Source organism: Cytobacillus sp., from assembly GCF_964223445.1.
GTDB lineage: Bacteria > Bacillota > Bacilli > Bacillales > Cytobacillaceae > Cytobacillus.
Window position 1 is genome coordinate 1 of sequence record NZ_CAXQGS010000083.1, and the last position, 25689, is coordinate 25689.

General features: G+C 43.4%; 25 protein-coding genes and 1 pseudogene. 24 read left to right on the plus strand and 2 right to left on the minus strand.

From position 1 onward, the window contains the following. From ACEQ1T_RS15245 to ftsZ, 3 genes and pseudogenes are all read left to right on the plus strand, one after another. Positions 1 to 490, plus strand: a pseudogene (locus ACEQ1T_RS15245) (F0F1 ATP synthase subunit beta); the annotation flags it as partial. Between the two features lie 22 nt (positions 491 to 512). Then, the gene (locus ACEQ1T_RS15250) at positions 513 to 920 is read left to right on the plus strand and encodes a F0F1 ATP synthase subunit epsilon (protein ID WP_035327916.1); all 408 of its coding nucleotides are present in this window, start codon (positions 513 to 515) and stop codon (positions 918 to 920) included. Between the two features lie 211 nt (positions 921 to 1131). Then, positions 1132 to 2292: a cell division protein FtsZ gene (gene ftsZ / locus ACEQ1T_RS15255; protein ID WP_370223603.1), complete on the plus strand. Its 1161-nt coding sequence runs from the start codon at positions 1132 to 1134 to the stop codon at positions 2290 to 2292. A gap of 140 nt (positions 2293 to 2432) precedes the next feature. Here the strand turns inward: ftsZ and ACEQ1T_RS15260 are convergent, their stop codons facing one another. Continuing rightward, positions 2433 to 2621, minus strand: coding sequence for a hypothetical protein (locus tag ACEQ1T_RS15260; protein ID WP_009332207.1), 189 nt, complete (start codon positions 2619 to 2621; stop codon positions 2433 to 2435). A gap of 222 nt (positions 2622 to 2843) precedes the next feature. On the opposite strand from ACEQ1T_RS15260, the gene ACEQ1T_RS15265 reads away from it, so the two are divergent. Beyond that, positions 2844 to 3074 (plus strand): hypothetical protein, encoded by a 231-nt coding sequence (locus tag ACEQ1T_RS15265; RefSeq protein WP_370223606.1) that lies wholly within the window; start codon positions 2844 to 2846, stop codon positions 3072 to 3074. 61 nt (positions 3075 to 3135) lie between these two features. Here the strand turns inward: ACEQ1T_RS15265 and ACEQ1T_RS15270 are convergent, their stop codons facing one another. Further along, positions 3136 to 3852 (minus strand): LysM peptidoglycan-binding domain-containing protein, encoded by a 717-nt coding sequence (locus ACEQ1T_RS15270; RefSeq protein WP_370223607.1) that lies wholly within the window; start codon positions 3850 to 3852, stop codon positions 3136 to 3138. Between the two features lie 799 nt (positions 3853 to 4651). On the opposite strand from ACEQ1T_RS15270, the gene ACEQ1T_RS15275 reads away from it, so the two are divergent. From ACEQ1T_RS15275 to ACEQ1T_RS15370, 20 genes are all read left to right on the plus strand, one after another. Beyond that, positions 4652 to 5026 (plus strand): NADH-quinone oxidoreductase subunit A, encoded by a 375-nt coding sequence (locus ACEQ1T_RS15275; RefSeq protein ID WP_009332205.1) that lies wholly within the window; start codon positions 4652 to 4654, stop codon positions 5024 to 5026. Next, positions 5017 to 5529, plus strand: a complete 513-nt coding sequence (locus tag ACEQ1T_RS15280; RefSeq protein ID WP_035327895.1) for an NADH-quinone oxidoreductase subunit B family protein — start codon at positions 5017 to 5019, stop codon at positions 5527 to 5529. Before ACEQ1T_RS15275 ends, ACEQ1T_RS15280 begins: the two co-directional genes overlap by 10 nt. 3 nt (positions 5530 to 5532) lie before the next feature. Next, on the plus strand, positions 5533 to 6912 hold the full coding sequence (locus ACEQ1T_RS15285; RefSeq protein WP_370223608.1) for an NADH-quinone oxidoreductase subunit C: 1380 nt from the start codon (positions 5533 to 5535) through the stop codon (positions 6910 to 6912). Positions 6913 to 6915: 3 nt separating this feature from the next. Then, positions 6916 to 8016 carry an NADH-quinone oxidoreductase subunit D gene (locus ACEQ1T_RS15290; RefSeq protein WP_370223610.1) on the plus strand — a complete coding sequence of 367 codons (1101 nt, stop codon included), beginning with the start codon at positions 6916 to 6918 and terminating at the stop codon, positions 8014 to 8016. Further along, positions 8016 to 9023, plus strand: coding sequence for an NADH-quinone oxidoreductase subunit NuoH (gene nuoH / locus ACEQ1T_RS15295; RefSeq protein ID WP_206840698.1), 1008 nt, complete (start codon positions 8016 to 8018; stop codon positions 9021 to 9023). Before ACEQ1T_RS15290 ends, nuoH begins: the two co-directional genes overlap by 1 nt. Before the next feature lie 170 nt (positions 9024 to 9193). Further along, complete coding sequence (gene nuoI, locus ACEQ1T_RS15300; RefSeq protein ID WP_009332200.1) at positions 9194 to 9613, plus strand: NADH-quinone oxidoreductase subunit NuoI; 420 nt, start codon at positions 9194 to 9196, stop codon at positions 9611 to 9613. Beyond that, complete coding sequence (locus ACEQ1T_RS15305; RefSeq protein ID WP_370223611.1) at positions 9610 to 10131, plus strand: NADH-quinone oxidoreductase subunit J; 522 nt, start codon at positions 9610 to 9612, stop codon at positions 10129 to 10131. Before nuoI ends, ACEQ1T_RS15305 begins: the two co-directional genes overlap by 4 nt. After that, the gene (gene nuoK, locus ACEQ1T_RS15310) at positions 10128 to 10442 is read left to right on the plus strand and encodes an NADH-quinone oxidoreductase subunit NuoK (protein ID WP_206840694.1); all 315 of its coding nucleotides are present in this window, start codon (positions 10128 to 10130) and stop codon (positions 10440 to 10442) included. Before ACEQ1T_RS15305 ends, nuoK begins: the two co-directional genes overlap by 4 nt. A 146-nt stretch (positions 10443 to 10588) precedes the next feature. After that, a complete protein-coding gene (gene nuoL / locus ACEQ1T_RS15315; protein WP_370223614.1) occupies positions 10589 to 12457 on the plus strand; it encodes an NADH-quinone oxidoreductase subunit L in 1869 nt (622 codons plus the stop codon). Next, complete coding sequence (locus ACEQ1T_RS15320) at positions 12454 to 13971, plus strand: NADH-quinone oxidoreductase subunit M (RefSeq protein ID WP_370223616.1); 1518 nt, start codon at positions 12454 to 12456, stop codon at positions 13969 to 13971. Before nuoL ends, ACEQ1T_RS15320 begins: the two co-directional genes overlap by 4 nt. 6 nt (positions 13972 to 13977) lie before the next feature. Continuing rightward, positions 13978 to 15492: an NADH-quinone oxidoreductase subunit NuoN gene (nuoN, locus tag ACEQ1T_RS15325; protein ID WP_206840688.1), complete on the plus strand. Its 1515-nt coding sequence runs from the start codon at positions 13978 to 13980 to the stop codon at positions 15490 to 15492. Positions 15493 to 15772: 280 nt separating this feature from the next. After that, on the plus strand, positions 15773 to 16024 hold the full coding sequence (locus ACEQ1T_RS15330; RefSeq protein WP_370223618.1) for a DUF1146 family protein: 252 nt from the start codon (positions 15773 to 15775) through the stop codon (positions 16022 to 16024). A gap of 272 nt (positions 16025 to 16296) precedes the next feature. Next, positions 16297 to 17040: a YwmB family TATA-box binding protein gene (locus ACEQ1T_RS15335; RefSeq protein WP_370223620.1), complete on the plus strand. Its 744-nt coding sequence runs from the start codon at positions 16297 to 16299 to the stop codon at positions 17038 to 17040. Positions 17041 to 17073: 33 nt separating this feature from the next. Then, the gene (gene murA / locus ACEQ1T_RS15340) at positions 17074 to 18384 is read left to right on the plus strand and encodes a UDP-N-acetylglucosamine 1-carboxyvinyltransferase (protein WP_370223622.1); all 1311 of its coding nucleotides are present in this window, start codon (positions 17074 to 17076) and stop codon (positions 18382 to 18384) included. Positions 18385 to 18764: 380 nt separating this feature from the next. Then, positions 18765 to 20351, plus strand: a complete 1587-nt coding sequence (locus ACEQ1T_RS15345) for a sensor histidine kinase (RefSeq protein ID WP_370223624.1) — start codon at positions 18765 to 18767, stop codon at positions 20349 to 20351. Positions 20352 to 20373: 22 nt separating this feature from the next. Then, positions 20374 to 21060, plus strand: a complete 687-nt coding sequence (locus tag ACEQ1T_RS15350) for a response regulator (protein WP_370223625.1) — start codon at positions 20374 to 20376, stop codon at positions 21058 to 21060. A gap of 180 nt (positions 21061 to 21240) precedes the next feature. Further along, a complete protein-coding gene (locus ACEQ1T_RS15355) occupies positions 21241 to 22218 on the plus strand; it encodes a tripartite tricarboxylate transporter substrate binding protein (protein ID WP_370223626.1) in 978 nt (325 codons plus the stop codon). A 13-nt stretch (positions 22219 to 22231) separates the two neighbouring features. Next, a complete protein-coding gene (locus ACEQ1T_RS15360) occupies positions 22232 to 22681 on the plus strand; it encodes a tripartite tricarboxylate transporter TctB family protein (protein WP_370223628.1) in 450 nt (149 codons plus the stop codon). Positions 22682 to 22702: 21 nt separating this feature from the next. After that, entirely contained in the window at positions 22703 to 24208 is a 1506-nt protein-coding gene (locus ACEQ1T_RS15365; protein WP_206840673.1) for a tripartite tricarboxylate transporter permease, read from the plus strand. A 66-nt stretch (positions 24209 to 24274) separates the two neighbouring features. Then, a complete protein-coding gene (locus ACEQ1T_RS15370) occupies positions 24275 to 25642 on the plus strand; it encodes an SLC13 family permease (RefSeq protein WP_370223629.1) in 1368 nt (455 codons plus the stop codon). Positions 25643 to 25689 lie beyond the last annotated feature (47 nt).

Genomic DNA, 25689 nt, shown 5'->3' on the forward strand with positions numbered 1-25689 from the left:
CAGTACTGGACTGGTTCGCCCCGGTTTGCCGAGATTGAACTTGGATGCAACAACTAACCTTGAGCGTAAGCTTTCTGAGATGGGTATCTACCCTGCGGTAGATCCGCTTGCTTCCACTTCCCGTGCATTGTCACCGGAAATTGTTGGAGAAGAGCACTACTCAGTAGCACGCCAGGTACAGCAGACATTACAGCGTTACAGAGAACTTCAGGATATCATTGCGATCCTTGGTATGGATGAGCTTTCTGATGAAGACAAGCTCATCGTAGCACGTGCGCGCCGTATCCAGTTCTTCTTATCACAAAACTTCCACGTTGCTGAGCAGTTTACTGGCCAGCCAGGTTCATACGTACCGGTTAAAGAAACTGTTAAAGGTTTCAAAGATATTCTTGAAGGAAAATATGACCACCTGCCAGAAGATGCATTCCGACTTGTCGGCCGAATCGAAGAAGTTATCGAGAGTGCTAAGAAAATGGGCGTAGAGGTCTAATTCTGGACCAGGAGGGTAAAAAATGAAGACGATTAAAGTCAGTGTTGTTACTCCCGATGGCCCGGTGTATGAATCAGATGTGGAAATGGTAAGCACAAAAGCTCAAAGCGGTGAGCTTGGAATTTTACCTGGACACATTCCAATGGTTGCACCGTTACAAATTGGAGCCGTTCGTTTAAAAAACGGCGGAAAAACTGATTTCGTCGCAGTGAGCGGCGGATTCCTGGAAGTTCGTCCGGAGCAGGTAACGATTTTAGCGCAATCTGCTGAGCAAGCAGATGAAATTGATGTAGAGCGTGCCGTTCGTGCGAAGCAGCGTGCTGAACAGCGCCTGAATGAGCAGAAGCGTGAGAACATTGATTTCCGCAGAGCAGAGCTTGCACTTCAGCGTGCAATCAATCGTATCGAAGTTTCGGAAAGAAAGTTCTAATAAAAACATCAGCACCCCTGGCTTAGCTGGGGGTGTTTTTTTAATAGTAATATTTACCACCGGAATTTTAAGAAAATTGCCCCAAAAAATAGATAAATCACTCGAATTCTTTAATATAGGCCTTTACAATAGAAGAGAGTATACCTTTAATGGGTTACTCTCTTTTTTAAAGCAATCATGCAAGTCTATTTGAATTAAAGGAGGAGCCGCAATGCTGGAGTTTGATACAAATATAGACCAATATGCTACGATCAAAGTCATCGGAGTCGGCGGCGGGGGAAACAACGCTGTAAACAGGATGATTGAACATGGAGTTGAGGGTGTAGAGTTTATTGCTGTTAATACAGATGGACAAGCTCTAAATCAATCAAAGGCAGAAGTAACCATGCAAATCGGTGCTACCTTAACGAGGGGCCTGGGAGCAGGGGCAAATCCTGATGTAGGCAGGAAAGCGGCGGAAGAAAGTGAAAGCCAGCTTCGTGAAGTATTGAAGGGTGCTGACATGGTATTTGTTACTGCCGGAATGGGCGGCGGAACTGGAACTGGTGCAGCTCCTGCCATTGCACGCATCGCCCGTGAAGTTGGCGCACTGACAATTGGTGTGGTAACCCGCCCCTTCAAGTTTGAGGGCCGCAAGCGTGCAGCCAATGCAGATGCAGGCATTGAGGCGATGAAAAAAGCAGTCGATACGCTAATTATTATTCCAAATGATCGCTTATTAGAGATTATTGATAAGAAAACACCTATGCTTGAAGCGTTTATGGAAGCGGATAATGTCCTCCGTCAGGGTGTTCAGGGTATTTCGGACTTGATTGCCGTTCCTGGTTTAATCAACCTTGATTTTGCCGATGTTAAAACAGTTATGTCCCATAAAGGAACAGCATTGATGGGAATCGGAATTGCTACCGGGGAAGACCGCGCGGCAGAAGCAGCCCGAAAAGCAATATCAAGTCCATTATTAGAAACGTCCATTAATGGAGCACGCGGCGTCATAATGAATATTACAGGCGGAGCAAATATCAGCTTATATGAAGTTCAAGAAGCTGCAGATATCGTTGCTTCTGCTTCAGATGAAGACGTAAATATGATATTTGGCTCGGTCATAAATGATTCCCTAAAAGAAGAAATACTTGTTACGGTTATTGCGACCGGCTTCAATGAACAAGAGGATCTAAGGGCTAAACCTAGTTCAAAGCCACCTGTAGAAAAAGAATATGTTCATACATATCAGTATGCAGAAGAGCCGGGCAATCGCCGGCAGGGGAGAGAACATCGGGAACCGGTTCAGGAAGATTACCGGGTGCAGGCTGACCCGCAGGAAGAGTCACTTGATACTCCTGCGTTCCTTAGAAACCGAAGAAGACGCTACTAATAAAAACAGGCTGCCTCAAGGAGGGCAGCCTGTTTTTAGGTGAATATTATTGTTTATTTTTGATAGTTGATATGTTGGTGGGTGAGTGGTTGATAGTCACAATGAAGAAAGGACAGGCATAGGCCTGTCCTTGTAGTATTTCAATACTTTGTCTGGTCATATAGGGTTAACTGATCCAAATTCTTATGCACGGTCATGAGCTTTTTGAGAAGGCTCATGAACTTTTGTTTATCTTCAAAAGGAGTAACGTCTAGTTCTTTTTTGAGCTCATTGCTTTTTTTAACGAGCTCATCGAATTTTTGAATAACTGGGCAGTTGTTTTTAGTCATATGTATTTCTCCTAATTTAAGCTCTTAAGGTAACTTTATCACAAAATATAATTTCAAAGGAAACAGCCATGTTTCATTTATATTAAAAACGAATGGTCTTTTTAACTAATTTAACTATTTTGTTAAAAGTGTCAGATTTTGTTGAAACCCGCGGAATAGAGTCATATATTATCAACATGTGCTAAGAAAGACAAGGTTGGAGAAAACCAGGGGGTGATTTCCTTGTCGACTGTATTATTTGGAACGATAGAATATTATGAAAGAGAATTAATCAGCTATTTTACAAATAATCATATAAGCAATAAGGGTGATGCTACCATGAAAATCTTCATCATGCTTGAAGCGGAGATATTCAACGTATTTTTATTTGACGAAGCGATTCGGATAAAATGCATGCAGAATCTTTTAAAAGCATTTTGCCGTGTGTCTGAAATATACTTGGTTAAAAAGTAGCCATTATTATGAATGGCACAATTAAAGAGGTCCCTGAGAGAGACCTCTTCGTTAAAAGGATTTAATTCAGAATCGTAACTTTTACCTCTTTTCTTCCCCATTGCATCGCATCTGGTGTGGCAGGTATAAACACATCAATTTCATTTCCATTAATTCCCCCGCCAATATCCTCGGCAGTGGCATAGCCGTATCCTTCTACAAATACCTTAGAACCCAAAGGAATGACGTCCGGATCCACCGCAATTACTTTTGCATCCGGATTATCGATAAGATTTACTCCTGTTTTTGTAATGCCGATGCATCCTTCGCAGCTGGCTGTATAGGCAGTTGCAGTGACAGTCAGGCTTTTGTCCGTTTCAGCTGCAGGCTGTTCTGTGTTAGCCGCTTTTACAACTGTTTTAGGCGTTGATTCCTTAGCCGAGCCATTTTTATAGATGATAAGCTCTAAACCAGGTTTAATAAGGTCTGAGTTCAGCTGATTCCATTTTTTAAGGTTATGTACATTAATACCGTATGTTTTAGCGATATTCCAGAGAGTGTCACCGGATTTTACTATGTATATTTCTTCAGGTGAAACATCAAGTTTATCATTTGGGTGAATCAAATCTCCAGTTAGACCATTCCAGTTTTTTATATCCCGAACGGACACTTCGTGTTTTTGTGCTATGGACCACAGGGTATCCCCTTTGTTTACTGTTACCTCTTCTGCTTGTGCGCTCACACCTGCTGTACTCCAGATCGTTATAGCTGCGAGCAGATAATAAAAATACTTTTTCATATTAAGCCTCCTAATAGCTTGTTTGACAATTTCTATGCTAGCACAGAAAATTCTGAGAAAAAGAACAGGGAAGTTATAATTCAATTACGCACATTTCATGAAATTAACGAAGAAATGGCAAAACATAATAATGTTCATAATAGATGAACAAAAAGCATCAGAAACGGTCATATTTGATATATTTAATCCTTAAGATGGATTAAATAGAAACTTTTGTATATGGTTTTATATTGTCAACATGTTAATGCTGTAATGTTGATAGAAAAGGAACTGACCGATAAATCGGAAAAGTGACCGATAAAAGAGGAGAACCTGCCGATAAAATACAAATTCTGACCGATAAAATTCTAATTTGACCGATAAATGCTGGAAACTGACCCAAAAACTTGAGGAACAAGGTTTTATTTTAATAAACAGCATATATATAAGAAGTTACAGCATAAGAAGTGTCATACTTTTAGAAATAAAAAGATATATAAGTGAGTTGTTAATGAAAAATCCTCCTAAGGTGTTAGATATCTCACTGACAAAGCAGTAAGTTTCATTTTTAATGGTAGATGAATATAAAGAAGAATTTAATGGATATTGACTGGGGGCAAGCTCATATAATCTAGGGAAGGTGTGTCACTGGCTTACAATTGCGTAGGTAAATTCTCTTTCTCGGCGATTCGATTTGGCGCCAGCGAGAATTTCCAATAATAGTATGAGGTTGTGTCGACACATGTGGGAGTAGGGTGTATAATGGTTACGGTTACATGTTTAAATGTTGTGAAAATTTTCAGCATTGGAGGGGATGGGCATGGAGCTTTGGAATTTATATCAGAATAACTATTTGATAGTTTTTGTGTTTTTGTGCCTGGGAGTTTTACTGCCTGTGGTGGCTTTGTTTTTGGGCAAGCTTTTGCGGCCCTATAAGCCATATGATACGAAGTATACCACATATGAGAGCGGGATTGAGCCATTCCATGATTCGAGGGTGCAGTTCAATGTCCGCTATTATATTTTTGCCCTGATGTTTGTCATTTTTGATGTAGAGACTGTATTTTTGTATCCGTGGGCTGTGGCCTATGAAAAACTTGGGATTTTTGCATTGATTGAGATGCTGATTTTTGTATTTATGCTAGTAATTGGACTTGTTTATGCATGGAAAAAGAAGGTGCTGAAATGGATTTAAAGTTGGATAATATTACACCAGAAGAAATGGAAGAACTGCAGCGTAATGTGTTTATGGCAACTTTGGAACAGATTAAAGCGTGGGCGCGGAGTAATTCATTGTGGCCAATGACCTTCGGGCTTGCTTGCTGTGCCATTGAAATGATGGGTGTAGGTTCATCGCACTACGATTTGGACCGTTTCGGATCTTTTTTCCGTACATCTCCCCGCCAGTCTGATGTCATGATTGTTTCAGGTACAGTAACAAAGAAAATGGCGCCAATTGTCCGCCGTCTTTACGATCAGATGCCTGAACCAAAATGGGTGATTGCGATGGGCTCATGTGCAACTGCGGGCGGGCCATACGTAAAATCTTACTCAGTTGTAAAAGGGGTCGACCAGATTGTCCCTGTTGATGTATACATACCAGGATGCCCGCCGAACCCGGCAGCATTGATTTATGGAATTAATAAACTAAAAGAAAAAATCCGTTATGAGGCTAAGACTGGGAAGAAGGTGATCTAACCTATGAGCGGAGAAAAAGATCTTGAACAGCTGAAAAAAGAAGCAGCAGCTAAAGCGAAGGCTGCAGCACTGGCTAAAATGAAGGCGAAAGAGCAGGGCGAAGCGAAGGAAGAATCGTCAGCAGAAGACTTGGATCTGGCCAAGCAAAAAGCCGCCGCCGTCTCGAAGGCAAAGGCTGCAGCCCTGGCAAAGCTGAAAGCGAAAGAGCAGGGCGAAGCGAAGGAAGAATCGCCAGCAGAAGACTTGGATCTGGCCAAGCAAAAAGCCGCCGCCGCCGCGAAGGCGAAGGCTGCAGCCCTGGCTAAAATGAAAGCGAAAGAGCAGGGCGAAGCGAAGGAAGAATCACCAGCAGAAGACATGGACATTGCCAAGCAAAAAGCCGCCGCTGCCGCAAAGGCAAAGGCTGCAGCAATGGCAAAGCTGAAAGCGAAAGAACAGGGCGAAGCGAAGGAAGAGTCGCCAGCAGAAGACATGGATCTGGCCAAGCAAAAAGCCGCCGCCGCCGCGAAGGCGAAGGCTGCAGCCCTGGCAAAGCTGAAAGCGAAAGAGCAGGGCGAAGCGAAGGAAGAATCACCAGCAGAAGACTTAGACATCGCCAAGCAAAAAGCCGCTGCCGCCGCAAAAGCAAAGGCCGCCGCCGCAGCTAAGGCGAAAGCCACTGCTCAAGCAAAACAAGCTGGCGGGGATGACGAGAAAGCAAAGGCTATTGCAGCCGCAAAGGCGAAAGCCGCCGCTGCAGCAAAAGCAAAATTAGCTGCGGCAGGCAAAGCTGGCGGATCAGCTGATGATGAAAAGGCCAAGGCAATCGCAGCCGCAAAAGCAAAGGCCGCCGCCGCAGCTGCCGCAAAGGCAAAAGCTGCCGGAAGCAAGGCAGACACTGAACCGGCTGCAGAAAAAGCGCCATCCGTTAATCAGCCTTATCTTGATAAATATGTAAAGGTAATTGAAGAGAATCTTGGTGCTGACGTTCTTGAAGAGTACTATATTAATGATCTTTCCAAGGATGTGCCTACTTTAGTTGCCAAGGCTGAATCATATTTTAAATTGGCAGAATTCCTGAAATATAATGAACAACTTGGTTTTGATTACCTATCAGAGCTTCATGGCACTGATTTTGAGACGCATATGGAAGTGTATGCTCATTTATACTCATATAAAAAGCGCCAATCTGTAGCCCTTAAGGTTAAAATTGACCGCGATAAGCCGGAAATTGATTCTCTGCAGCCGTTATGGGCTGGAGCGGATTGGCCGGAATGTGAAACGTATGATTTGCTGGGCATTCAGTTCAAGGGTCACCCTAATTTATATCGGATTATGCTTGGGGAAGACTGGATCGGGCATCCGCTGCGCAAAGACTATGAACCGTACGATGTGGAGGTGTAACCAATGCTGCGAACCGAAGAAATGCTATTGAATGTTGGACCTCAGCATCCAAGTACACACGGTGTTTTCCGCCTTGTTCTGAAAATTGACGGTGAAATCATCAAAGAGGCGAAACCGGTCATCGGCTATCTGCACCGCGGAACGGAGAAATTAGCTGAAAACCTGCAATATACGCAAATTATTCCTTATACAGACCGAATGGATTATCTTGCAGCCATGACGAATAATTATATCCTTGTCCACGCGGTTGAAACGATGATGGACCTTGAAATTCCGGAGCGGGCCGAATATCTGCGTGTGATCACCATGGAACTTGGCCGGATTGCCAGCCATCTCGTATGGTGGGGTACATATTTGCTGGATATTGGAGCGACAAGCCCATTCCTGTATGCATTCAGAGAGCGTGAAATGATTATCAATATGCTGAATGAGATATCCGGGGGCCGCTTAACGTTTAACTATATGCGTGTCGGCGGTGTAAAATGGGATGCTCCTGAAGGCTGGATTGATAAAGTAAGAGAGTTTGTTCCCTATATGCGTGAGCAGCTGAAAGGTTATCATCAGCTTGTAACAGGAAATGAAATTTTCATGAACCGTGTCAAAGGGGTAGGAAAGTATACGAAAGAGGATGCTTTAAACTACTCTCTGAGCGGTGCAAATCTCCGCTGTACAGGCATGAAATGGGATCTCCGCAAAGATGAGCCATACTCCATCTATGACCGCTTCGATTTCGAAGTTGCCGTACAGGACGGCGGGGATGCATGGGCCCGTTATCATGTGCGCATGCAGGAAATTGAAGAATCATTAAAAATCCTTGAACAGGCTGTTGAGCAATTCCCTTCAGAAGGCGATATTCTGGCAAAAGTGCCGAAAATCATTAAAGCGCCTAAAGGGGAAGCGTTTGTTAGAATTGAGTCTCCACGGGGAGAAATCGGCTGCTATATCGCGAGTGATGGAAAGAAAGAGCCATACCGGTTAAAATTCCGGAGGCCATCATTCTATAATCTTCAAATTCTCCCTAAATTACTTGAAGGCGAAAACATTGCGAACTTGATTGCTATTTTAGGGGCAATTGATATTGTCCTTGGGGAGGTGGACGGTTAATGGTAGAAGAACTTCTCTATTCCGAAGCAGGTTTGCTGAATTTCGGCATTTTCTTCTTGCTTGCCACCGTTTTGCTATTAGTCGTTTTGGGATTTGTTACTTACGCCATTCTGGCAGAACGTAAAGTCATGGGATTTATGCAGCTGCGCCATGGCCCGAATCAGGTCGGCGGCCGCTGGGGGCTGCTGCAGACCGTTGCTGATGTATTGAAGCTTTTATTAAAAGAAGACACCATCCCTAAGCTGGCAGACAGGCCATTGTTTATACTTGCACCAGTTATTGCATTTGCACCGGCATTTATGGTGCTGGCGACGATTCCTTTTACAGATAAACTTCAGTTTGCTGATATTGGAGTTGGATTGCTGTATTATATCGCCATTTCCGGGCTGACAACAGTCGGTATTGTCACCGGAGCATGGGCTTCCAATAATAAATATGCTTTGCTAGGCGGAATGCGTGCCGCGGCCCAGATGATTTCTTATGAGATTCCACTCGTTATGTCTGTATTAGGCATTATCCTTTTAACAGGCAGCTTAAACCTTAATGAGATCGTGGAAGCGCAAAAAAATGGCTGGTTCATCATTTGGCAGCCAATCGCTTTTATCGTATTCCTGATTGCTTCAACAGCGGAGCTGAACCGTGTTCCATTTGATTTGCCTGAGGCGGAATCAGAACTGGTCGCAGGTTTCCATGTTGAATATTCCGGCTTCCGCTGGGCGTTCTTCATGCTTGCGGAATATGTATATTTCTTTGCAATGGCTTCATTGACAACCGTATTATTCCTTGGCGGATGGCTGCCGCTTCCTTTCCTGGAATTCATTCCGGGTGCCGTTTGGTTTGCGATTAAGTTTACGGCTGTCATCTTTATCTTGGTTTGGTTCCGTGTCACATTCCCGCGCCTTCGTGCAGACCAGCTCATGGAATTTGGCTGGAAGGTTCTGCTGCCGGTTGCGCTTGCGAATATTTTCTTAACAGCTTTGCTGAAAGAATGGCTGAATATATTTTAATTGAGGACCGGCCTATAAAACTTCGAGAACTGTCTAGCTTCAGCGCCTACCCCCTCGAGGTCACAAGCCAATCCCTTCCAGAAGGAAAGATCACCTTCTTGCAGGGCTCGTCTTGTGCTTGTCGGGGGTGGGCAAGGCGCTTCCGCATTTCAAATAAGGGGTGAAAAAACATGCTTGGTTTAGCGAAAGGATTATCGTATACCCTAAAAAACCTGACACGCAAAAAGGTAACCTATGACTATCCGAATGAACCTCTTCCGCTTCCGGACCGGTTCAGGGGAATTCAAAAGTTTTATCCTGAAAAGTGCATCGTGTGCAATCAGTGTGCAAATATTTGTCCAACCGATTGTATCCAGCTTACAGGCAAAAAGCATCCGGACCCTGCCAAAAAGGGAAAAATTATTGATACCTATGATATCAATTTCGAAATTTGCATTCTTTGCGACTTGTGCACAGAGGTCTGCCCAACCGAAGCGATTATCATGACCAATAATTTTGAACTGGCGGAATATAGCAGGGATGAGCTGTTTAAAAATCTTGAATGGCTTGATGAAAATGATGAAAATATACGGAAGGTGAATAAAGCATGACGTTTTCAGGTGAGTTTTTAGCGTTTATGTCTCTAGCTTTAGTTGCGGTCATCGGCGGCGTGCTTTTATTGAACCTTACCAAAGTCGTGCATATGGTTGTCGCCCTGGTTTTTACATTTGTAAGCATTGCCGGAATTTATGTGCTGCTTTCAGCTGAATTCCTGGCTGCAGTCCAGATCTTAATTTACTCCGGTGCCATCACCATTATCATGCTGTTCGGAATCATGCTGACACGCCATAATGATACAAGCGAGCCGAAAACAGGCCGCTGGAGAAAGCTGTTATTATTCCTGGGTGTACTCGGCTTTGCTTTCGCAGTCTACATCGGGATATATAACATTGATTTGCCGTCTGCGCCGAATGACCTTCATGTCAATAATACAGAGCAAATTGGAATTGAGCTTTATTCAAAATTCATTATTCCGTTTGAAGTTACATCTGTTCTATTATTGGTCGCTTTGATCGGCTCCATTGTTTTGGCCAAAAGAGATGATGAGAAGGAGGCGGAAAAGGAATGAGTGCAGTTCCAGTTCAAGCCTACCTGGCTTTGGCTTTAATTCTCTTTTGCATCGGGCTGTATGGTGCCTTGACCAAGCGGAATACCGTGATCGTCCTGATCTCGATCGAACTAATGCTGAATGCGGTCAATATTAATCTGGTGGCATTCAGCAAATACGGCATAATGCCATCCATAACAGGCCAGATATTTGCTTTGTTTACAATCACTGTTGCAGCAGCAGAAGCAGCAGTTGGCCTGGCGATATTAATTGCCCTGTATCGTAACAAGAAGAGTGTTAACATTGATGAAATGGATGCTATGAAGCACTAAAAGACTGTGAAAAATGCAGCCGGACTGGCTGAGAATAGAGAGTAGTGAAGGCTGCCATAAATGGCGCCGCCTTTATGGACCTGATAATAAGGTCCCAATCTGACACGCCAAGCATTAGGGCGTGTTCAAAAAAGGGGATTGTGATAATGATGGAGAATGCATGGATCATACCGCTTTTCCCGCTTTTATCGTTTTTGTTCCTTATTTTATTCGGCAAACGGCTAAAAGAAGCGAGTGCATATATAGGAATTCTGTTTTCCCTGGCATCGCTTGTCTATTCAATATTGGTGCTATTTGACCGGTTTTCGGCACCAACTTTTAAAGCAGAAGGCGTTTGGCTGACTATAGGGGATGTTCAGTTAACAGCGGGTTTTGAAGTTAATCAGTTAAATGCACTGATGCTGGTGATTGTATCACTTGTCAGTTTCCTGGTACATACGTATTCGAAAGGCTATATGCAGGGTGATGACCGCTTCCCTGTTTTCTATGCTTATTTAGGGTTATTTACATTTGCCATGCTGGGCCTTGTCATCTCGCCTAATCTGCTTCAGACGTATTTCTTCTGGGAGCTTGTCGGACTGGGTTCCTTCCTGCTGATCGGTTTCTATTTTTACAAAGAGGAAGCAAAGGCTGCGGCTAAAAAAGCATTTATCATGACCCGTATTGGAGACGTCGGCCTTTTGATCGGAATGATTCTGTTATTCTGGCAGGCTGGCAGCTTTGAGTATGATGAAATTTTTGCAGCTGTTGAAGCTGGTGCCATTTCGGGCACAATGATTACGTTAACAGCTATTCTTATTTTTGTAGGGGCTGTCGGTAAATCGGGCCAGTTCCCGCTGCATACCTGGCTTCCGGACGCAATGGAAGGACCGACGCCGGTCTCCGCATTAATCCATGCTGCGACAATGGTAGCTGCAGGTGTGTATTTAGTGGCAGCGCTGTTCCCGCTGTTTACTGCAAGTGAAACAGCATTGATGACAGTTGCTGTAATTGGGGCGTTCACAGCCATTTTTGCAGCAAGCATCGGCCTGGTCCAAAAGGATATTAAGCGGGTGCTCGCTTATTCAACCGTCAGCCAGCTTGGCTATATGATGCTGGCGCTGGGTTCTGCCGGATATGTAGCCGGTGTATTCCATTTAATGACACATGCCTTTTTCAAGGCCTTGCTGTTTCTAGCAGCCGGAAGTGTCATCCACGCGGTTCATACACAGAATATTGAACATATGGGCGGATTATGGAAAAAGCTGCGCGTGACTGGCCCTCTATTCCTGATTGGGACACTGGCGATCAGCGGGGTTCCATTATTTTCAGGATTCTTCAGTAAAGATGAGATTTTAATTGCTGCCTGGGCACATGGGAATACAGTGCTGTTCTGGCTAGCGGTGATTGCTGCGTTCTTTACGGCATTTTATATGTTCCGTCTGTTTTTTATGGTTTTCGCTGGTGAAGCAAGAACCGATATGAAAAATGTTCACGAGTCGCCTGGTGTTATGACGCTGCCAATGGTGGCCCTAGGGGTGCTGGCTGTAGTGGCTGGATATGTGAATACACCATGGTTTGGTACATTTCTTGGTGATTGGCTCGTGGAAGATAACCATGCTCTGGGTCATGGCCATATTGAGGGGCCTGCATGGATAATGATTGTCGCCACTGCTGTTTCCCTGCTGGGAATTTTCCTTGCCTGGCTAATGTATGGCAAACGTTCGCTTGCCCGCGATTGGCTTACAAGCAGAATGCCGCTTTCATACAGTGTTCTGTACAATAAATACTATATTGATGAATTCTATTCGCTGACAGTAGTAAATGGTGTGAAATTCTTTAGCTCATTCCTGCGCTTCCTGGAAGTGTTCCTGGTTGAAGGACTTGTAAAGAGCGTAACTGGAATCGCGTCTGCACTCGGAAGACTTGGTTCTAAATTTCAAAATGGCCAGATTCAGACTTACGGAACAGTGGCGTTTGTCGGGCTTGCTATTTTAGTAGTCATCTATGCGTTTTCAGGGGGGTACTTAAAATGAACTTAGCTTATTTTCTATCCATTTTAGTTTTCTCCCCGCTGCTTGGTATTTTAGTATTATCATTCCTGCCGAAAACACAGGAATCATTGATCAAGGCCGTTGGTTTCCTGGCTACCATTCCGGCACTGGTATTGGCGCTGATAGCCTATTTTCAATACCGTGCAGGTGCAGGCTTGGAACAGCTGAATGAAAAAGTCAGCTGGATTCAGTTTGGAGATTCCGGCCAGCTGGGCAACCTTTTTTCCATTGATTATGAACTGGGGCTGGATGGATTTTCATTAATCATGGTTGTGCTCACAGCTGTGCTTTCAACACTGGCAGCTATTGCTTCTATTCATATTAAAAAAGAATGGAAGGGCTATTTCATGCTGTTCCTGCTGCTTGAAGTCGGCATGCTGGGTGTATTTGCAGCTGAAAACCTGATTCTTTTCTTTATCTTCTTTGAAATAACCTTGATTCCGACCTTCTTCCTGATCGGAAAATGGGGTTACTTTGAAAAGGAAAATGCAGCATACAGCTTCCTGATCTATAACGGACTTGGATCTGCTGTTCTGCTGATTGTCATTATGGTACTGTTTGCCCGAACTGGCACAGCTAATATTGATGCTTTGATGGCCGTAATGAACGCGGATAATCCGCAGCTGGTTGCGCCAATCTCTGAAAATATGAAAATGGGCATGCTGATTGCGCTTTTAATTGCATTTGGAGTGAAGCTTCCTATATTCCCGCTGCACAGCTGGATGGTAAGGGTGCACGTACAAGCTCCGCCATCAATCGTCATGCTGCACGCTGGGGTGCTTTTGAAAATAGGGGCATTCGGCTTAATCCGCTTCGGCATGGGGATATTTCCTGAGCAATTCCAAAGCCTGGCTGTTTGGCTGGCTGTGCTCGGAGTCGTGAATTTACTGTATGGAGCGTTCCTGGCGTTTGTTCAGACCGACTTTAAAATGGTGCTTGCCTACTCTTCTATTTCCCACATGGGAATCGTTTTAATCGGGTTAGGCGCATTAAATGAGGCAGGAATCCAGGGGGCGATTTTCCAGGTTGTTTCTCACGGGTTAATCGCAGCGCTTTTATTCTTCCTTGTCGGTGTGTTTTATGAACGAGTTCAAACCTCCAATATTCAAAATCTCGGCGGTTTGGCAAAAGGGATGCCGATTACAGCAGGCTTCCTGCTTGCAGGGGCTATGGCTTCACTTGGTTTGCCTGGCATGTCAGGATTTGTAAGTGAATTTATGGCCTTCCTTGGCTTATTTAGAGAAATGCCGATTCTTGCTGCAGTCGGTACAATCGGAATCATTATGACAGCAGTTTACCTGCTTCGCGCGGTACTGGGCATCACTTACGGCAAAGCGCATAGAGACTTTGCCGGCGTTACGGATATGAAAAAGTTTGAGTTCGTGCCTGTCCTGGTCTTAGTCGGCTTAATTGTCCTGATTGGTGTTTATCCAAGTGTACTGAGTGAACCGCTGACATCAACACTTGAAACGATCATGCTGGGGATAGGAGGGTGATGAAGGATGGATCTCGAAACATTATTATCATATGAATGGGGCATTATGACGCCAGAGTTCATCATCCTTGGTGTTGCGACCGCTCTTTCACTAATGGATTTATTTATGCCGAAATCACAAAGCCGAAAAGTTCTCGGCTGGGTCGGCTTTGCCGGCATTCTGGCAGCGCTTGTTTCCTTATTGGGCCTTATCGGACATGGCCCGGAATCCATTTTGCTTGATACGTTCAGGCTTGATTCCTTTGCAAAAGCTTTTAAGCTGCTGCTTTTGATTGGATCGGCAATGGTACTGCTGATTGCCATTGGCTATGAGCCAAATGAAGGATTGGAAGAATTCAGGGGGGAATTTTTCTATCTCTTCATGGCTGCATTACTTGGAGCGATGATCATGTCTTCAAGCGGCGACTTAATTACCCTGTTTGTGGGACTTGAGCTGCTTTCCATCTCGTCCTACATTTTGGCAGGCATGAGAAAACGAAATCTGCATTCAAATGAATCTGCCATGAAATATGTGATAAATGGCAGTATCGCCACAGCGATCACTTTGTTTGGAATGAGTTATGTATACGGTTTAACTGGAACTACGAACTTAAAGGAAATGGCAGGATTTTTGACATCCGTCTATAACGAGCAGCATATTTACCTGCTTGGCCTTGCGTTTTTTATGATTGTGGTGGGACTTTCTTTCAAATTGGCAGCAGCACCGTTCCATATGTGGGCGCCTGATGTGTACCAGGGCGCACCTACACCTGTAACAGCTTTTTTAAGTGTTGTTTCCAAAACAGCCGGGTTCATCATTATTATCCGCATCCTGTTCTCAATCTTTGCGAATGCACCATCCGGTGATGCACAGGGGCTGCCAATGATTCTTGCTCTCCAGGATTACATTGCCTTCCTGGCAGGAGCCACGATGATTATTGGGAACCTGATTGCGTTAAGGCAGCGAAATATCAAGCGTTTGTTTGCCTATTCCAGTATTGCTCAGGCTGGTTATCTGCTAGTCGTCATTGCGAGCATGTCACTGTTCATGTTTGATACACTCTGGTTCTATCTGGGAGCCTACTTATTTATGAACTTGGGTGCTTTTGCGATCATCCAGCATGTGACACATAAATCGGGATCTGAAGATATCAGTCAATTTGCGGGATTATACCGCCGGGCGCCGTTTCTGGCCATTGCCATGGCCATCTTCCTGCTGTCACTTGCGGGAATTCCGGGAACAGCCGGCTTTATTGGCAAACTGAATATCTTTATGGGTGCCTTAGTGCCGAATGAAGGCCATTATGTATTGGTATCGATTATGATTGCGACAACAGTCGTTTCATACTTCTATTACTTCGGCGTAATGGTGCAGATGTTCTTCAGGCCAGCAGCTGATACAGGAAAGGTTAAGATCCCAGCTGCATTAACAGCTGTTATCGGCATCAGCCTGGCAGCAACCATCCTGTTTGGAGTTGCACCAAATATTGCATTCGACTTCCTGCAGGGCAATTTCAACCAGTTTACTGATTTCTTTCAATAAAGTAGAAATCACTTTTTAAAATGGGAGTTTTAAAAAGCTGTACCAAAAAGGGGTATTAATAGGAGGGGGGAATTTTCCCCTTCTTTTTGTTTGTCTCTATTTAAACTTCGTGTTTTTTCGACAATTCGATATAATGGACATATAATCTGCGAAAAACAAAGAAACTTAATTTTCAAAAAATATCTAGTTATGAAACTTACCTGATAGTATAAACGTCAAATGGTATTGTAGCGCACAAAACAGGTAAGCGACGTGGCAAACTTTTAAGGGAGGGAAGAAGATGATATCAGGATTTGGGCAGCAGGCACTTATCAGTATTATGTCTCATCTGGTGTTTATTGCGCTGGCCTGGTGGGCGCTTCAGGCATTGCGATTTGAGACACTATTGCGGGCAAATCATGTTTTTCAGGCACGTGTATTATATGTTCTGCTTTCTATTGTGATTGGTTCAGCCGTAAGCAACTTCTTTCTCGACTATCTTCTATGGTCCCAGCAGCTGCCGCTTATACTGCAGAACATCAACTTTCTTTAGGTGATGCATTTGATGGCCATATTTTTTATAAATATAGGTCTTCATACATGTTTTCTTTTTGAAGATTATTGAGTAAAATCTTTTTGTTGCTTGTTTTCCTGCATACATACTATCTTGTGAAATGGTTTTCAAAGTATGCAAAAAAGGGCAGGAATAGCAATGGAATTAACAGTGATTTTGCTGCCTTTTCAGTTTGTCAAAAAGTGACGACAATTCCCAAGTATGCTCACTCTATCCTTGGTAACAATGGTACTAAGGGGAGGAGTTTACAGATGAAAAAATCATTCATTACATTATCCATTATTGGCATTATTGGTTTCATGATGATAAACATTGGGAATAAGACGACTGTAGCCAAAGGGGAGCTTGACCTGTTAACGATGGCCTCGGTTTTACAGGGCGAGAATATTTTAATCAAAGATTGGACTTTGCATGCGAGAGAAAAAATGGAAAATCTTCAAACCCTTCGGGAAGTGAAAGCATTCACCGATGAATTGCAGGCGAAATATCCTGATTGGGAATGGAGCTTTCAAAGATCAGAAAAGTCTTGGGAAGCAGAAGCTATTATTATGAAAACAGATACTCAGTCAGAAGCAGTAAAAGTTTTATCGACCCCCACAAAAGGTCAAGTTCAGACGTATGTGATTTATGAGGCCAAAGGTCAGGGGTGGAAGAAAGAACAAAGCGAACTGGCTGCAGAACTGAATAGTAAGATTTCTGACATTTTTCGAGGAAATGCCACAATTTTCTCTTGTATCCAGGGTGAATTCAATGATAAGATTAATAAGTCTTTGCCTGATACTGCAACTCAATTGCTGGAAGCTTTTAATGCAACAGAAATAGAAGCACTAGAAGAGGACCAATTTATTTCAGCATCAGCAAATTCACCGCTTTTTGGTGAATTCATTGAGACAAATGGCAATAAAATGAACATGCAGCTTGGATTACGGACACAAGGAATGGGCGCCAAGACAAACATAGTTATTGGCACACCCATCATTACGATTGAATATTAATATAGAGAAAATGGACGCGGAGGGGAATACACTTTGGATAAAATCATCGTCCGCGGCGGAAATAGGTTAAGCGGTACTGTCAAAGTAGAAGGAGCAAAAAACGCTGTCTTACCGGTTATCGCCGCAACACTGTTAGCAAGTGATGGCAAAAGCGTAATTCGTGATGTCCCAACACTCTCCGATGTATATACTATTAATGAAGTATTACGCTATTTAAACGCCGAAGTGGAGTTTGAAAATAATACAGTAACAGTAAATGCATCTCGAGAGTTGAAGGTAGAAGCACCTTTTGAATATGTACGCAAAATGCGTGCTTCAGTTTTAGTCATGGGATCTTTATTAGCAAGAAATGGCCGTGCCCGTGTGGCATTGCCAGGGGGCTGCGCAATCGGTTCCCGCCCAATCGACCAGCATTTAAAAGGCTTTGAAGCGATGGGTGCGAAAGTAAAGGTTGGTAATGGCTTTATTGAAGCGGAAGCACCAGAAGGCCGCTTGCATGGAGCAAAAATATATCTAGATTTCCCTAGCGTTGGTGCTACGGAAAACATTATGATGGCTGCAACATTAGCCAAAGGCACAACGATTTTGGAAAACGTAGCAAAGGAACCGGAAATTGTAGACTTGGCTAACTTCCTCAATAAAATGGGTGCCAAGGTTAAAGGGGCAGGAACTGGCACGATTCGCATTGAAGGTGTGGACGTACTGTTTGGTGCAGAGCACAACATCATTCCTGACCGCATTGAAGCAGGTACATTCATGGTAGCAGCTGCCATTACAGGAGGAGACGTTCTTGTAAAGGGTGCTGTTCCTGAGCATTCCGCTTCTTTAATCGCCAAGATGGAAGAAATGGGTGTTACCTTCATTGAAGAAGCTGAAGGAATCCGTGTGCTGGGTCCAGATAAATTGAAGGCAGCTGATATTAAAACAATGCCTCACCCTGGCTTCCCGACAGACATGCAATCACAGATGATGGCCCTATTGCTTCACGCTCAGGGTACAAGTGTGATCACGGAAACTGTATTCGAAAACCGTTTCATGCATGTGGAGGAATTCCGCCGCATGAACGCTGATATTAAAATTGAAGGCCGTTCAGTCATTATGAACGGACCAAGCAATCTGCAGGGTGCAGAAGTAGCTGCTACTGATCTTCGTGCAGCAGCAGCCTTGATCCTGACTGGTTTGGTGGCAGATGGCGTAACACGCGTAACAGAGCTGAAGCATCTTGACCGCGGATACGTGAGTTTCCACGAAAAGCTTGCTGCACTTGGTGCAGATATCGAACGTGTGACAGAAGTGGAAGAAACACCTGTTAATAACAGCCTTGTTTCTGACATGAACGCATAAGTGATGCCAATCAAGGCGGCCATTGCGAGTCGTCAAAATAGTCGCCTTGCGCGCATTTCAAACTGAAACCGCAGAATCGAGCTGTCAGAGGACTGACAAATCGATTCTGCGGTTTTTAATTAATGATAAGAATAACTTTTGAACGTTGATAACTAACTGTCTAGCTCCAGCGCCTATCCCCTAGAGGTCACAAGCCGATCCTCCCAAAAAGGCAAAGAACGCCTTTCCGAGAGGATCGTCTTGTGCTTGTCGGGGGTGAGCTAGGCGCTTGCGCTTTTCTTATTGGCCGACTAGTAAGAAGGATTCATGGATAATTTTGAATATTTATACTAATATAATAGAAAAAAGATAGGATATAGTGAACAGCTGATGAAGATATAATGAAAAAAATCCTAAAGGTTTCTTTGAAGGTGAAAATTCTGGGATTGGTCCTCATGCTGATTATTTTTATCATCACGTCTTTATCTGGCTTATTTATTTATATGAAGCAGGCTGATGATGTGGTAAAGGCGAGGGAAATTTCTTTGGAAACGGCCAAGACCCTGTCTTATATGCCTGCCCTGCATGATTTCTTTCGGGATGGCGGCGGACATGAAGATATCAGTATATTGATGGACCAGATTAAATATCAATCCAAACCTATGACTGTATTTTTCCAGGGCCGTGATGGGAGGCTGATTGCTTCAACAGATGAAGAAGGCTTATATAATAAGCTGAATAATGAGAATCTCGATAAAGCGCTTACTTATGGGAGCTATTACGTACTTCAAACAACAGAAAATGGCAGAAAGGTGCTAAAAGCGGTTGCCCCAGTTATGGTGGATTATGGACCTTATAAAAAAGTCGAGGGTACAGTCGTTGTCTTATATGAAATGGATGCGATATATCTTTCTATTTGGGGCGACATCGCAAAAATTCTAAAAGCTTCCGTCCTAATCTTAATTATAGGAATCATTGGAAGCTTCCTTCTGGCCAACAGCATTCGCAAAGATACACTCAATCTGGAGCCATATGAAATCGCGGCTTTGTATAGAGAAAGAAATGCTATTCTCCAATCGGTGAGAGAAGGGATCATTGCTGTGGATGAGCGAGGGTATATCACCATGATGAACTCGTCTGCACAGCAAATGCTGGATATTGAGGCACAGGCAGAAGGAAGGCCCCTATCTGAAGTAATTTGTTCCTCGGACATGTTAAAGATTCTTACTAACAGCGAAAAACAAAAGAATGTTGAAATTCAATACAAGGAAAAAATTATGATTGTCAACACTGAGCCTGTCTTTGAAGAAAATCAAAGAAAAGGGATGGTAGGCAGCTTCCGGGACAGGACAGAGATCAAGCATATGATTGATGCCCTATCAGAGGTTAGACAGTATTCCGATGACCTGAGAGCTCAAGCTCATGAGTTTACCAATAAGCTCTATGCCATTCTCGGCCTTCTGCAGCTGAATAAGAAGGAGGAAGCGATTGAGTTTATTAAGAATGAGGACCATATCCATTCGATAGAAGAAGATTTATTACTATCAAAAATACAGGATGAAAAAGTCCAGGCCATACTATTAGGAAAAATGGCGCAGGCGTCGGAAAAGAAAATAAATTTTGTTATTGATCCAGAAAGCTCGCTGGAATCCCTTCCGGAAAAATTCAAGCTATCTTCCCTGATCATTATTTTGGGAAATCTCATTAATAATGCATTTGATGCCGTTGCAGAAAAAGAAGAAAAGATGGTTCATTTTTTTGTGACAGATATCGGAAATGACATTATTTTTGAAATCAATGACAATGGGAAGGGGATTAAGGATGAGGATAAGCCATTTATTTTTCAAACCGGTTTTTCTTCCAAGGGAAAACATAGGGGATATGGTCTTGGAAATGTAAACGATGAAGCACGATCATTAGGCGGAATGATTGAATTTGACAGTAATGAAGAAAATGGTACGGTGTTTACTGTCTACTTGCCAAAATGATTATCTCTTATAAAGGGGGAATTTGAGTGGGGTAATCAATGTTCTAATTGCTGAGGATGATTTCCGGATTGCGCAAATCCATGAAGAATTTTTATCAAGGGTTAAGGGCATGAAGCTAATCGGGAAGGCCTTAAATGCAAGGGAAACCATGAATCTATTGAACGTCCATCAAGTTGATTTGCTGCTGCTGGATATATATATGCCGGATAAATTGGGAACAGATCTGCTGCTGGAAATCCGTGAAAAGTTTCCCGCACTGGATGTTATTTTGATATCAGCTGCCAGAGAAAAAGAATATTTGCAGAAAGCTCTGAAGTTTGGCGTCCATAACTATTTGATTAAGCCGGTAACAATGGAGACTTTTGTAGGAACACTTGAAAAATATAGACATGATAAGCAGATCCTGGACTCATTAGTGGAAGTGAATCAGGATGCCATTGACCGGTTATTTGGAAGCCGCAAGGTGAAAGAAGATAAACTTGATTTGCCTGCGGGAATTGACTACCTTACCTTAAACAAAGTAAGCAAAATACTAAAGAAGGAATCGAAAGGCATGTCCGCTGACAAAGTTGGCGAAAAAATGGGTGCATCCAGGACTACGGCGAGAAGGTATCTGGAATACTTGGTAAGTGCCAATAAAGCGTATGTGGAGCAGGAGTATGGGATTGTAGGACGGCCGGAACGGAATTATTACATAAAAGAAGGATGAGGAAAAGTCCGAATGATCAGGGCTTTTTCTTTTTATAAATATGTGAACCTCTGAACATATGAACACAATGAACAAAATGCATATAAAGGTTTATAAGGACAATTTTTTGAAAACGTTTACACGAAAGTGTTTAGAATTTATTATAAATTCAGAATTAATAACTTAAAAGGAGTGGAAACCGTGAAAAACCTTGGAATTTTAATATTAGCTGCATTTATGCTGGCAGCGTGTTCATCAGGTAAAGCATCGAACAGTGCAGATTACCCCTCGAAAAATATTGAGATTGTAGCCCCGGCATCTCCGGGTGGCGGCTGGGATTTAACTGCCCGTTCCGTACAGAAAATCTTAAAGGATAACAAACTTGTCAAAGGCAATGTAAATGTCATTAATAAGCCCGGAGGCGGGGGTGAGGTTGGCTGGAATTATCTGCATAGCAAAGACTCTCATAACCTGGCAGTTAACTCGAGTTTGCTTCTGACCAATCATTTGCTGGGGCAAAGCAAACTGACCCACAAAGATTTTACTCCTTTAGCCACACTGGCCACTGAATGGCAGGCAATTGCGGTATCTGTTGATTCTCCATATAAATCTATCAATGACTTAATGGATGAGATCAAGAAGGATCCAAAGTCTATTAAAATCGGAGTCGGCCCTGGCTTAGGGAATGATGACCATTTGGCTTTTGTGCAGGTTGCAGACATGAAAGGGATTACACCATCGGACTTGAATTTCCTTGTTTATGATGGAGGCGGGGGAGATGTCGTTACCGCTCTGATGGGGAACCATGTGGATGTTGTAACCACATCGTTATCAGAGGTAAAGGATCAGCATTTGGCTGGAAAGCTTAGAATCTTGACTGTATCCTCTGATAAGACATTGGAAGAGCTCGAGGATGTGCCTACACTCCAGGAAGAAGGAATAGACATGGTCTTTCCACACTGGAGAGGAATTATGGGCCCGCCTGACATGACTGAAGAAGAAATAAACTATTGGGATGAGAAGTTAGCTGAGATGGTAAAAACGGATGAATGGAAGAAGCTGCTTGAGAATAATGACTGGGATGACTTCTATCAAAATAGTGAAGAAACGAAAAAGTTTTTTGATGAACAGGAGAAGTTATACAAAGATCTGATCAATGATTCTGGTCTGGTTAAGTAAGGGAGCGATTGCGATGAAAGCCGTAAAAATCGGAATGCCTGTGTTGATGATCATCATTGCCAGCGTCTTTTTAATCAGCTCTTTTGCCATTCCAAAGGCAAACCTTGGAAATCCAAACGGACCTTTATATTTTCCGGTCGGATTAAGCATTTTCATGCTGGTGCTTAGTGTTATCTACCTTTTTAATGAATTGAAAACCCTTCATGAACACAATGGAAAAATCCAGGGGCTTTTCCAGGGGAGGACACTGAAATTAATAGGGGTTACAATTGTGCTTGGAGTCCTTTACGCCTTTATCTTCGAGCCCTTTGGATTCCTGGCTTCAACCATTATATTCTTGGGATGTCTGCTGTTCTATGTGAATGGATGGAAGAAGTGGAAGGCTAATATCATTGTCACGGTTTTATTTTCGTTTATAACCTGGTACGGCTTTAGTGAATTGTTGGGTGTGAGTTTACCATAAATATGGAGGTGAGAAGATAGCATGGATGCTTTCTTACAAGGGTTCCAGATTGTTTTACAGCCGATGAATATCTTTTGGGTTGTAATTGGCGGATTTTTAGGCACGATTGTCGGCATGCTCCCTGGATTGGGGCCAGCAACAGCTGTTGCGGTATTAATCCCGATTACTTTTGGGATGGATCCGACAAGCGCGATTATTTTAATGGCTGCCATCTATTATGGTGCCATGTATGGCGGCTCAAGAAGTTCGATTCTCCTCAATACACCGGGAGATGGATCTGCAATCGCGGCCACCTTTGACGGTTATCCGATGGCTCAAAAGGGACAGGCGGGAGAGGCAATGGCCATTTCCGCAGTGGCTTCCTTTATCGGCGGGGTATTGGCGGTCTTTGGTTTTATCTTTTTGGCAAAGCCGCTGGCAAACTTCGCTTTGAAATTTGGACCATCAGAATATTTCCTATTAATGCTTTTAACATTATCGGCGATTGTATCACTTTCAATCGGTAAAATGGTGAAAGGCTTCATCGCCATGGCTTTGGGTCTTCTGATCAGTACCATTGGAATTGACCCCCAGACGGGTGTGCACCGTTTTACAATGGATATTCCCCATTTAAGTGAAGGCATTGAATTCCTCATTGTTATAATCGGTGTTTATGCAGTAGGAGAAGTTTTTTATAACTTTTTAACGATTGATAAAGTAAAAAAAGAAAAGAAGAAGGTTGGCAGGATCTGGTTTACAAAAGATCAGTGGAAAAGATCGAAGTGGCCGATTCTTCGAAGTGCTCCATTAGGGTTTATCGTCGGGGTGCTTCCTGGAGCAGGAGGTTCGATTGCTTCCATGATGAGCTATTCAACTGAGAAGCAGCTATCAAAGAAGCCTGAGGAATTTGGCGAAGGAGCAGTTGAAGGACTGGCAGCTCCGGAATCATCCAATAATGCTGCTTCTGTGGGGGCAATGATTCCGCTTTTGACCATGGGAATTCCGGGTTCAGGCACGACAGCGGTTATGCTGGGAGCTCTTATCATGCTGGGAGTGAGGCCAGGCCCCTTGCTTTTTGAAAACGACCCTGGAATGGTATGGGCCCTGATCAACAGCATGTTTATTGGAAATATCGCACTGGTCATCATCAATATTCTCCTTGTCGGCTTATTGGTGAAAATCCTGGATACACCAGCTAAGGTCCTGTATCCGCTTATCATCATGCTGGCGTTTATAGGCACGTACACGCTCAGCTATAGCACCGTTGACTATTTCCTTCTGCTTCTTTTTGGCGTAATTGGGCTTTTCATGAAAATAATGGACTTCCCAATTGCCCCGCTGGTGCTGGCAATTATTGTGGGCGGGGATATGGAGCAGAATTTCCGGATGGCCCTGACTTCATCTAACGGAAGCTTAAGTATTTTCTTCTCTTCTGGAATTTCAATCACACTGATCGTGCTGACTGTACTTTCTTTGTTCTATCCAATTGTGATCAATAAGTTCAAGAAGAAAAGCAGAAATGATGATAAAGAAGCTATCTCTGCTTAATATGAGTCCAGGAAAGTCCACCAGAATAATGGTGGATTTTCCTGTTTATCCTGAAGGAGAAACATAATGAAAAAGAAAATTCTACTGATGATAGCAATCGCGCTGTATCTGTTCTTTTTTATCCTCCCGATGCAATGGGATATAAAAGTACAGTCGCTCACCGCGCTTGTGATCATCCAGCTATTATGGGTCGGAAATGTATTTCCCCTGGCATACAGCTCACTATTAGTCATGCTGATGTTTTCCTTGCATTTTTTTACTTATGAAGAGGTGCTGGCCTATATCGCCTCTGATGTAGTCTGGCTGCTGGTTTCGACATTTATCATCTCAAGGGCCTTTATCGATACTGGTTTAGCCGACAGGCTTTCCTTAATGATTTTGAAATGCTCTCGCGGTGCGGGCAAGGTGCTTGTCTTCATCTCGTTTTTCCTTGTCTTCATTTTATCGGTCCTTGTCCCATCCAATGTTGGCAAAGCAAGCCTTCTGTCTTCCGTATTTGATAGTCTGATCAGAAGCTTAAAGTCAATGGACGAATCAAGCAATCTGGCCAAATCCTTATTTATCGGCATCACTTATCTTATTCCAATTACAGGTGCTTTTGTAGCTACAGGAGCAAGTTCTACGATCTATGCTTACAGTCTTTTGTCCGATAGCGGCCATCATATTGATTATCTGCAATGGACTCTTACTTTTGGAGTGCCAATCGCGATTTTTGCCGTGCTGCTCGGTCTGGCATTCATCATCATGTTTCCGCCGGAAAAAATAAACAAAGAACATTTGCTGTGTCTGCTTGAAGCCAAAATCAGTGAATTGGGAAAGATCAGTTCAAGAGAAAAGAAAATGCTTGCGATTATGGGCGTTACACTTGCTCTTTGGATCACACAAAGCATGCATGGATACTCAATTCCCCTCATTGGACTTTTGGGCGCTTGTCTGACCATATTCCCGGGAATCGGAGTCTGGGAATGGGAGCGGGCGAGAAAATCGATTAATTGGGATATCGTTCTGTTCTTTGCTTCTACGCTCATGGTCTCAGGAATGCTCTTAAGTACAGGCACCATCGATGTTCTGGTAAAGTATCTCACGCAATTCCTTGCCCTGAAGACTCCGTTTATGACTGCTTTGATCCTAGTTCTATTAACTTCATTGATGAGAATCATGTTTGTGAATGTCTTAGGTTTCCTCGCCATCATGCTTCCTTTAGTGATTTCACTTGGGGATGTACTAAGTGGCTTCCCGGCACTAAACCTGGTGAAGGCCGTGCTTTTGGCAGGTATTCCAGGCTTCTTCTTTATCACACAATCGCCTGTCCATTTAATCAGTTATTCATATGGCCATTTTAGTGAGAGAGATTTGCTTAAAGCGGGTGCTGTTTCATTCTTGATTTGGATCGGGGTTATTTTAGGAGCTTTCGCATTTTATTGGCAGGGATGAGACAGCTTGAAGAAAAAATGGCGTGCCCAATTTAACTGTGCACGCCA

What these genes read in the sequence shown, in the direction of transcription:
- ACEQ1T_RS15335 (WP_370223620.1), top strand. Translation starts at nt 16,297, where the DNA reads ATGAAAAAATCATTCATTACATTATCCATTATTGGCATTATTGGTTTC.
- ACEQ1T_RS15360 (WP_370223628.1), top strand. Translation starts at nt 22,232, where the DNA reads ATGAAAGCCGTAAAAATCGGAATGCCTGTGTTGATGATCATCATTGCC.
- ACEQ1T_RS15270 (WP_370223607.1), bottom strand. Translation starts at nt 3,852, where the DNA reads ATGAAAAAGTATTTTTATTATCTGCTCGCAGCTATAACGATCTGGAGT.
- ACEQ1T_RS15280 (WP_035327895.1), top strand. Translation starts at nt 5,017, where the DNA reads ATGGATTTAAAGTTGGATAATATTACACCAGAAGAAATGGAAGAACTG.
- ACEQ1T_RS15330 (WP_370223618.1), top strand. Translation starts at nt 15,773, where the DNA reads ATGATATCAGGATTTGGGCAGCAGGCACTTATCAGTATTATGTCTCAT.
- ACEQ1T_RS15345 (WP_370223624.1), top strand. Translation starts at nt 18,765, where the DNA reads ATGAAAAAAATCCTAAAGGTTTCTTTGAAGGTGAAAATTCTGGGATTG.
- ACEQ1T_RS15305 (WP_370223611.1), top strand. Translation starts at nt 9,610, where the DNA reads ATGACGTTTTCAGGTGAGTTTTTAGCGTTTATGTCTCTAGCTTTAGTT.
- ACEQ1T_RS15260 (WP_009332207.1), bottom strand. Translation starts at nt 2,621, where the DNA reads ATGACTAAAAACAACTGCCCAGTTATTCAAAAATTCGATGAGCTCGTT.
- ACEQ1T_RS15370 (WP_370223629.1), top strand. Translation starts at nt 24,275, where the DNA reads ATGAAAAAGAAAATTCTACTGATGATAGCAATCGCGCTGTATCTGTTC.
- ACEQ1T_RS15365 (WP_206840673.1), top strand. Translation starts at nt 22,703, where the DNA reads ATGGATGCTTTCTTACAAGGGTTCCAGATTGTTTTACAGCCGATGAAT.
- nuoK (WP_206840694.1), top strand. Translation starts at nt 10,128, where the DNA reads ATGAGTGCAGTTCCAGTTCAAGCCTACCTGGCTTTGGCTTTAATTCTC.
- nuoN (WP_206840688.1), top strand. Translation starts at nt 13,978, where the DNA reads ATGGATCTCGAAACATTATTATCATATGAATGGGGCATTATGACGCCA.
- nuoH (WP_206840698.1), top strand. Translation starts at nt 8,016, where the DNA reads ATGGTAGAAGAACTTCTCTATTCCGAAGCAGGTTTGCTGAATTTCGGC.
- ftsZ (WP_370223603.1), top strand. Translation starts at nt 1,132, where the DNA reads ATGCTGGAGTTTGATACAAATATAGACCAATATGCTACGATCAAAGTC.
- nuoL (WP_370223614.1), top strand. Translation starts at nt 10,589, where the DNA reads ATGATGGAGAATGCATGGATCATACCGCTTTTCCCGCTTTTATCGTTT.
- ACEQ1T_RS15275 (WP_009332205.1), top strand. Translation starts at nt 4,652, where the DNA reads ATGGAGCTTTGGAATTTATATCAGAATAACTATTTGATAGTTTTTGTG.
- ACEQ1T_RS15250 (WP_035327916.1), top strand. Translation starts at nt 513, where the DNA reads ATGAAGACGATTAAAGTCAGTGTTGTTACTCCCGATGGCCCGGTGTAT.
- ACEQ1T_RS15290 (WP_370223610.1), top strand. Translation starts at nt 6,916, where the DNA reads ATGCTGCGAACCGAAGAAATGCTATTGAATGTTGGACCTCAGCATCCA.
- ACEQ1T_RS15320 (WP_370223616.1), top strand. Translation starts at nt 12,454, where the DNA reads ATGAACTTAGCTTATTTTCTATCCATTTTAGTTTTCTCCCCGCTGCTT.
- nuoI (WP_009332200.1), top strand. Translation starts at nt 9,194, where the DNA reads ATGCTTGGTTTAGCGAAAGGATTATCGTATACCCTAAAAAACCTGACA.
- ACEQ1T_RS15285 (WP_370223608.1), top strand. Translation starts at nt 5,533, where the DNA reads ATGAGCGGAGAAAAAGATCTTGAACAGCTGAAAAAAGAAGCAGCAGCT.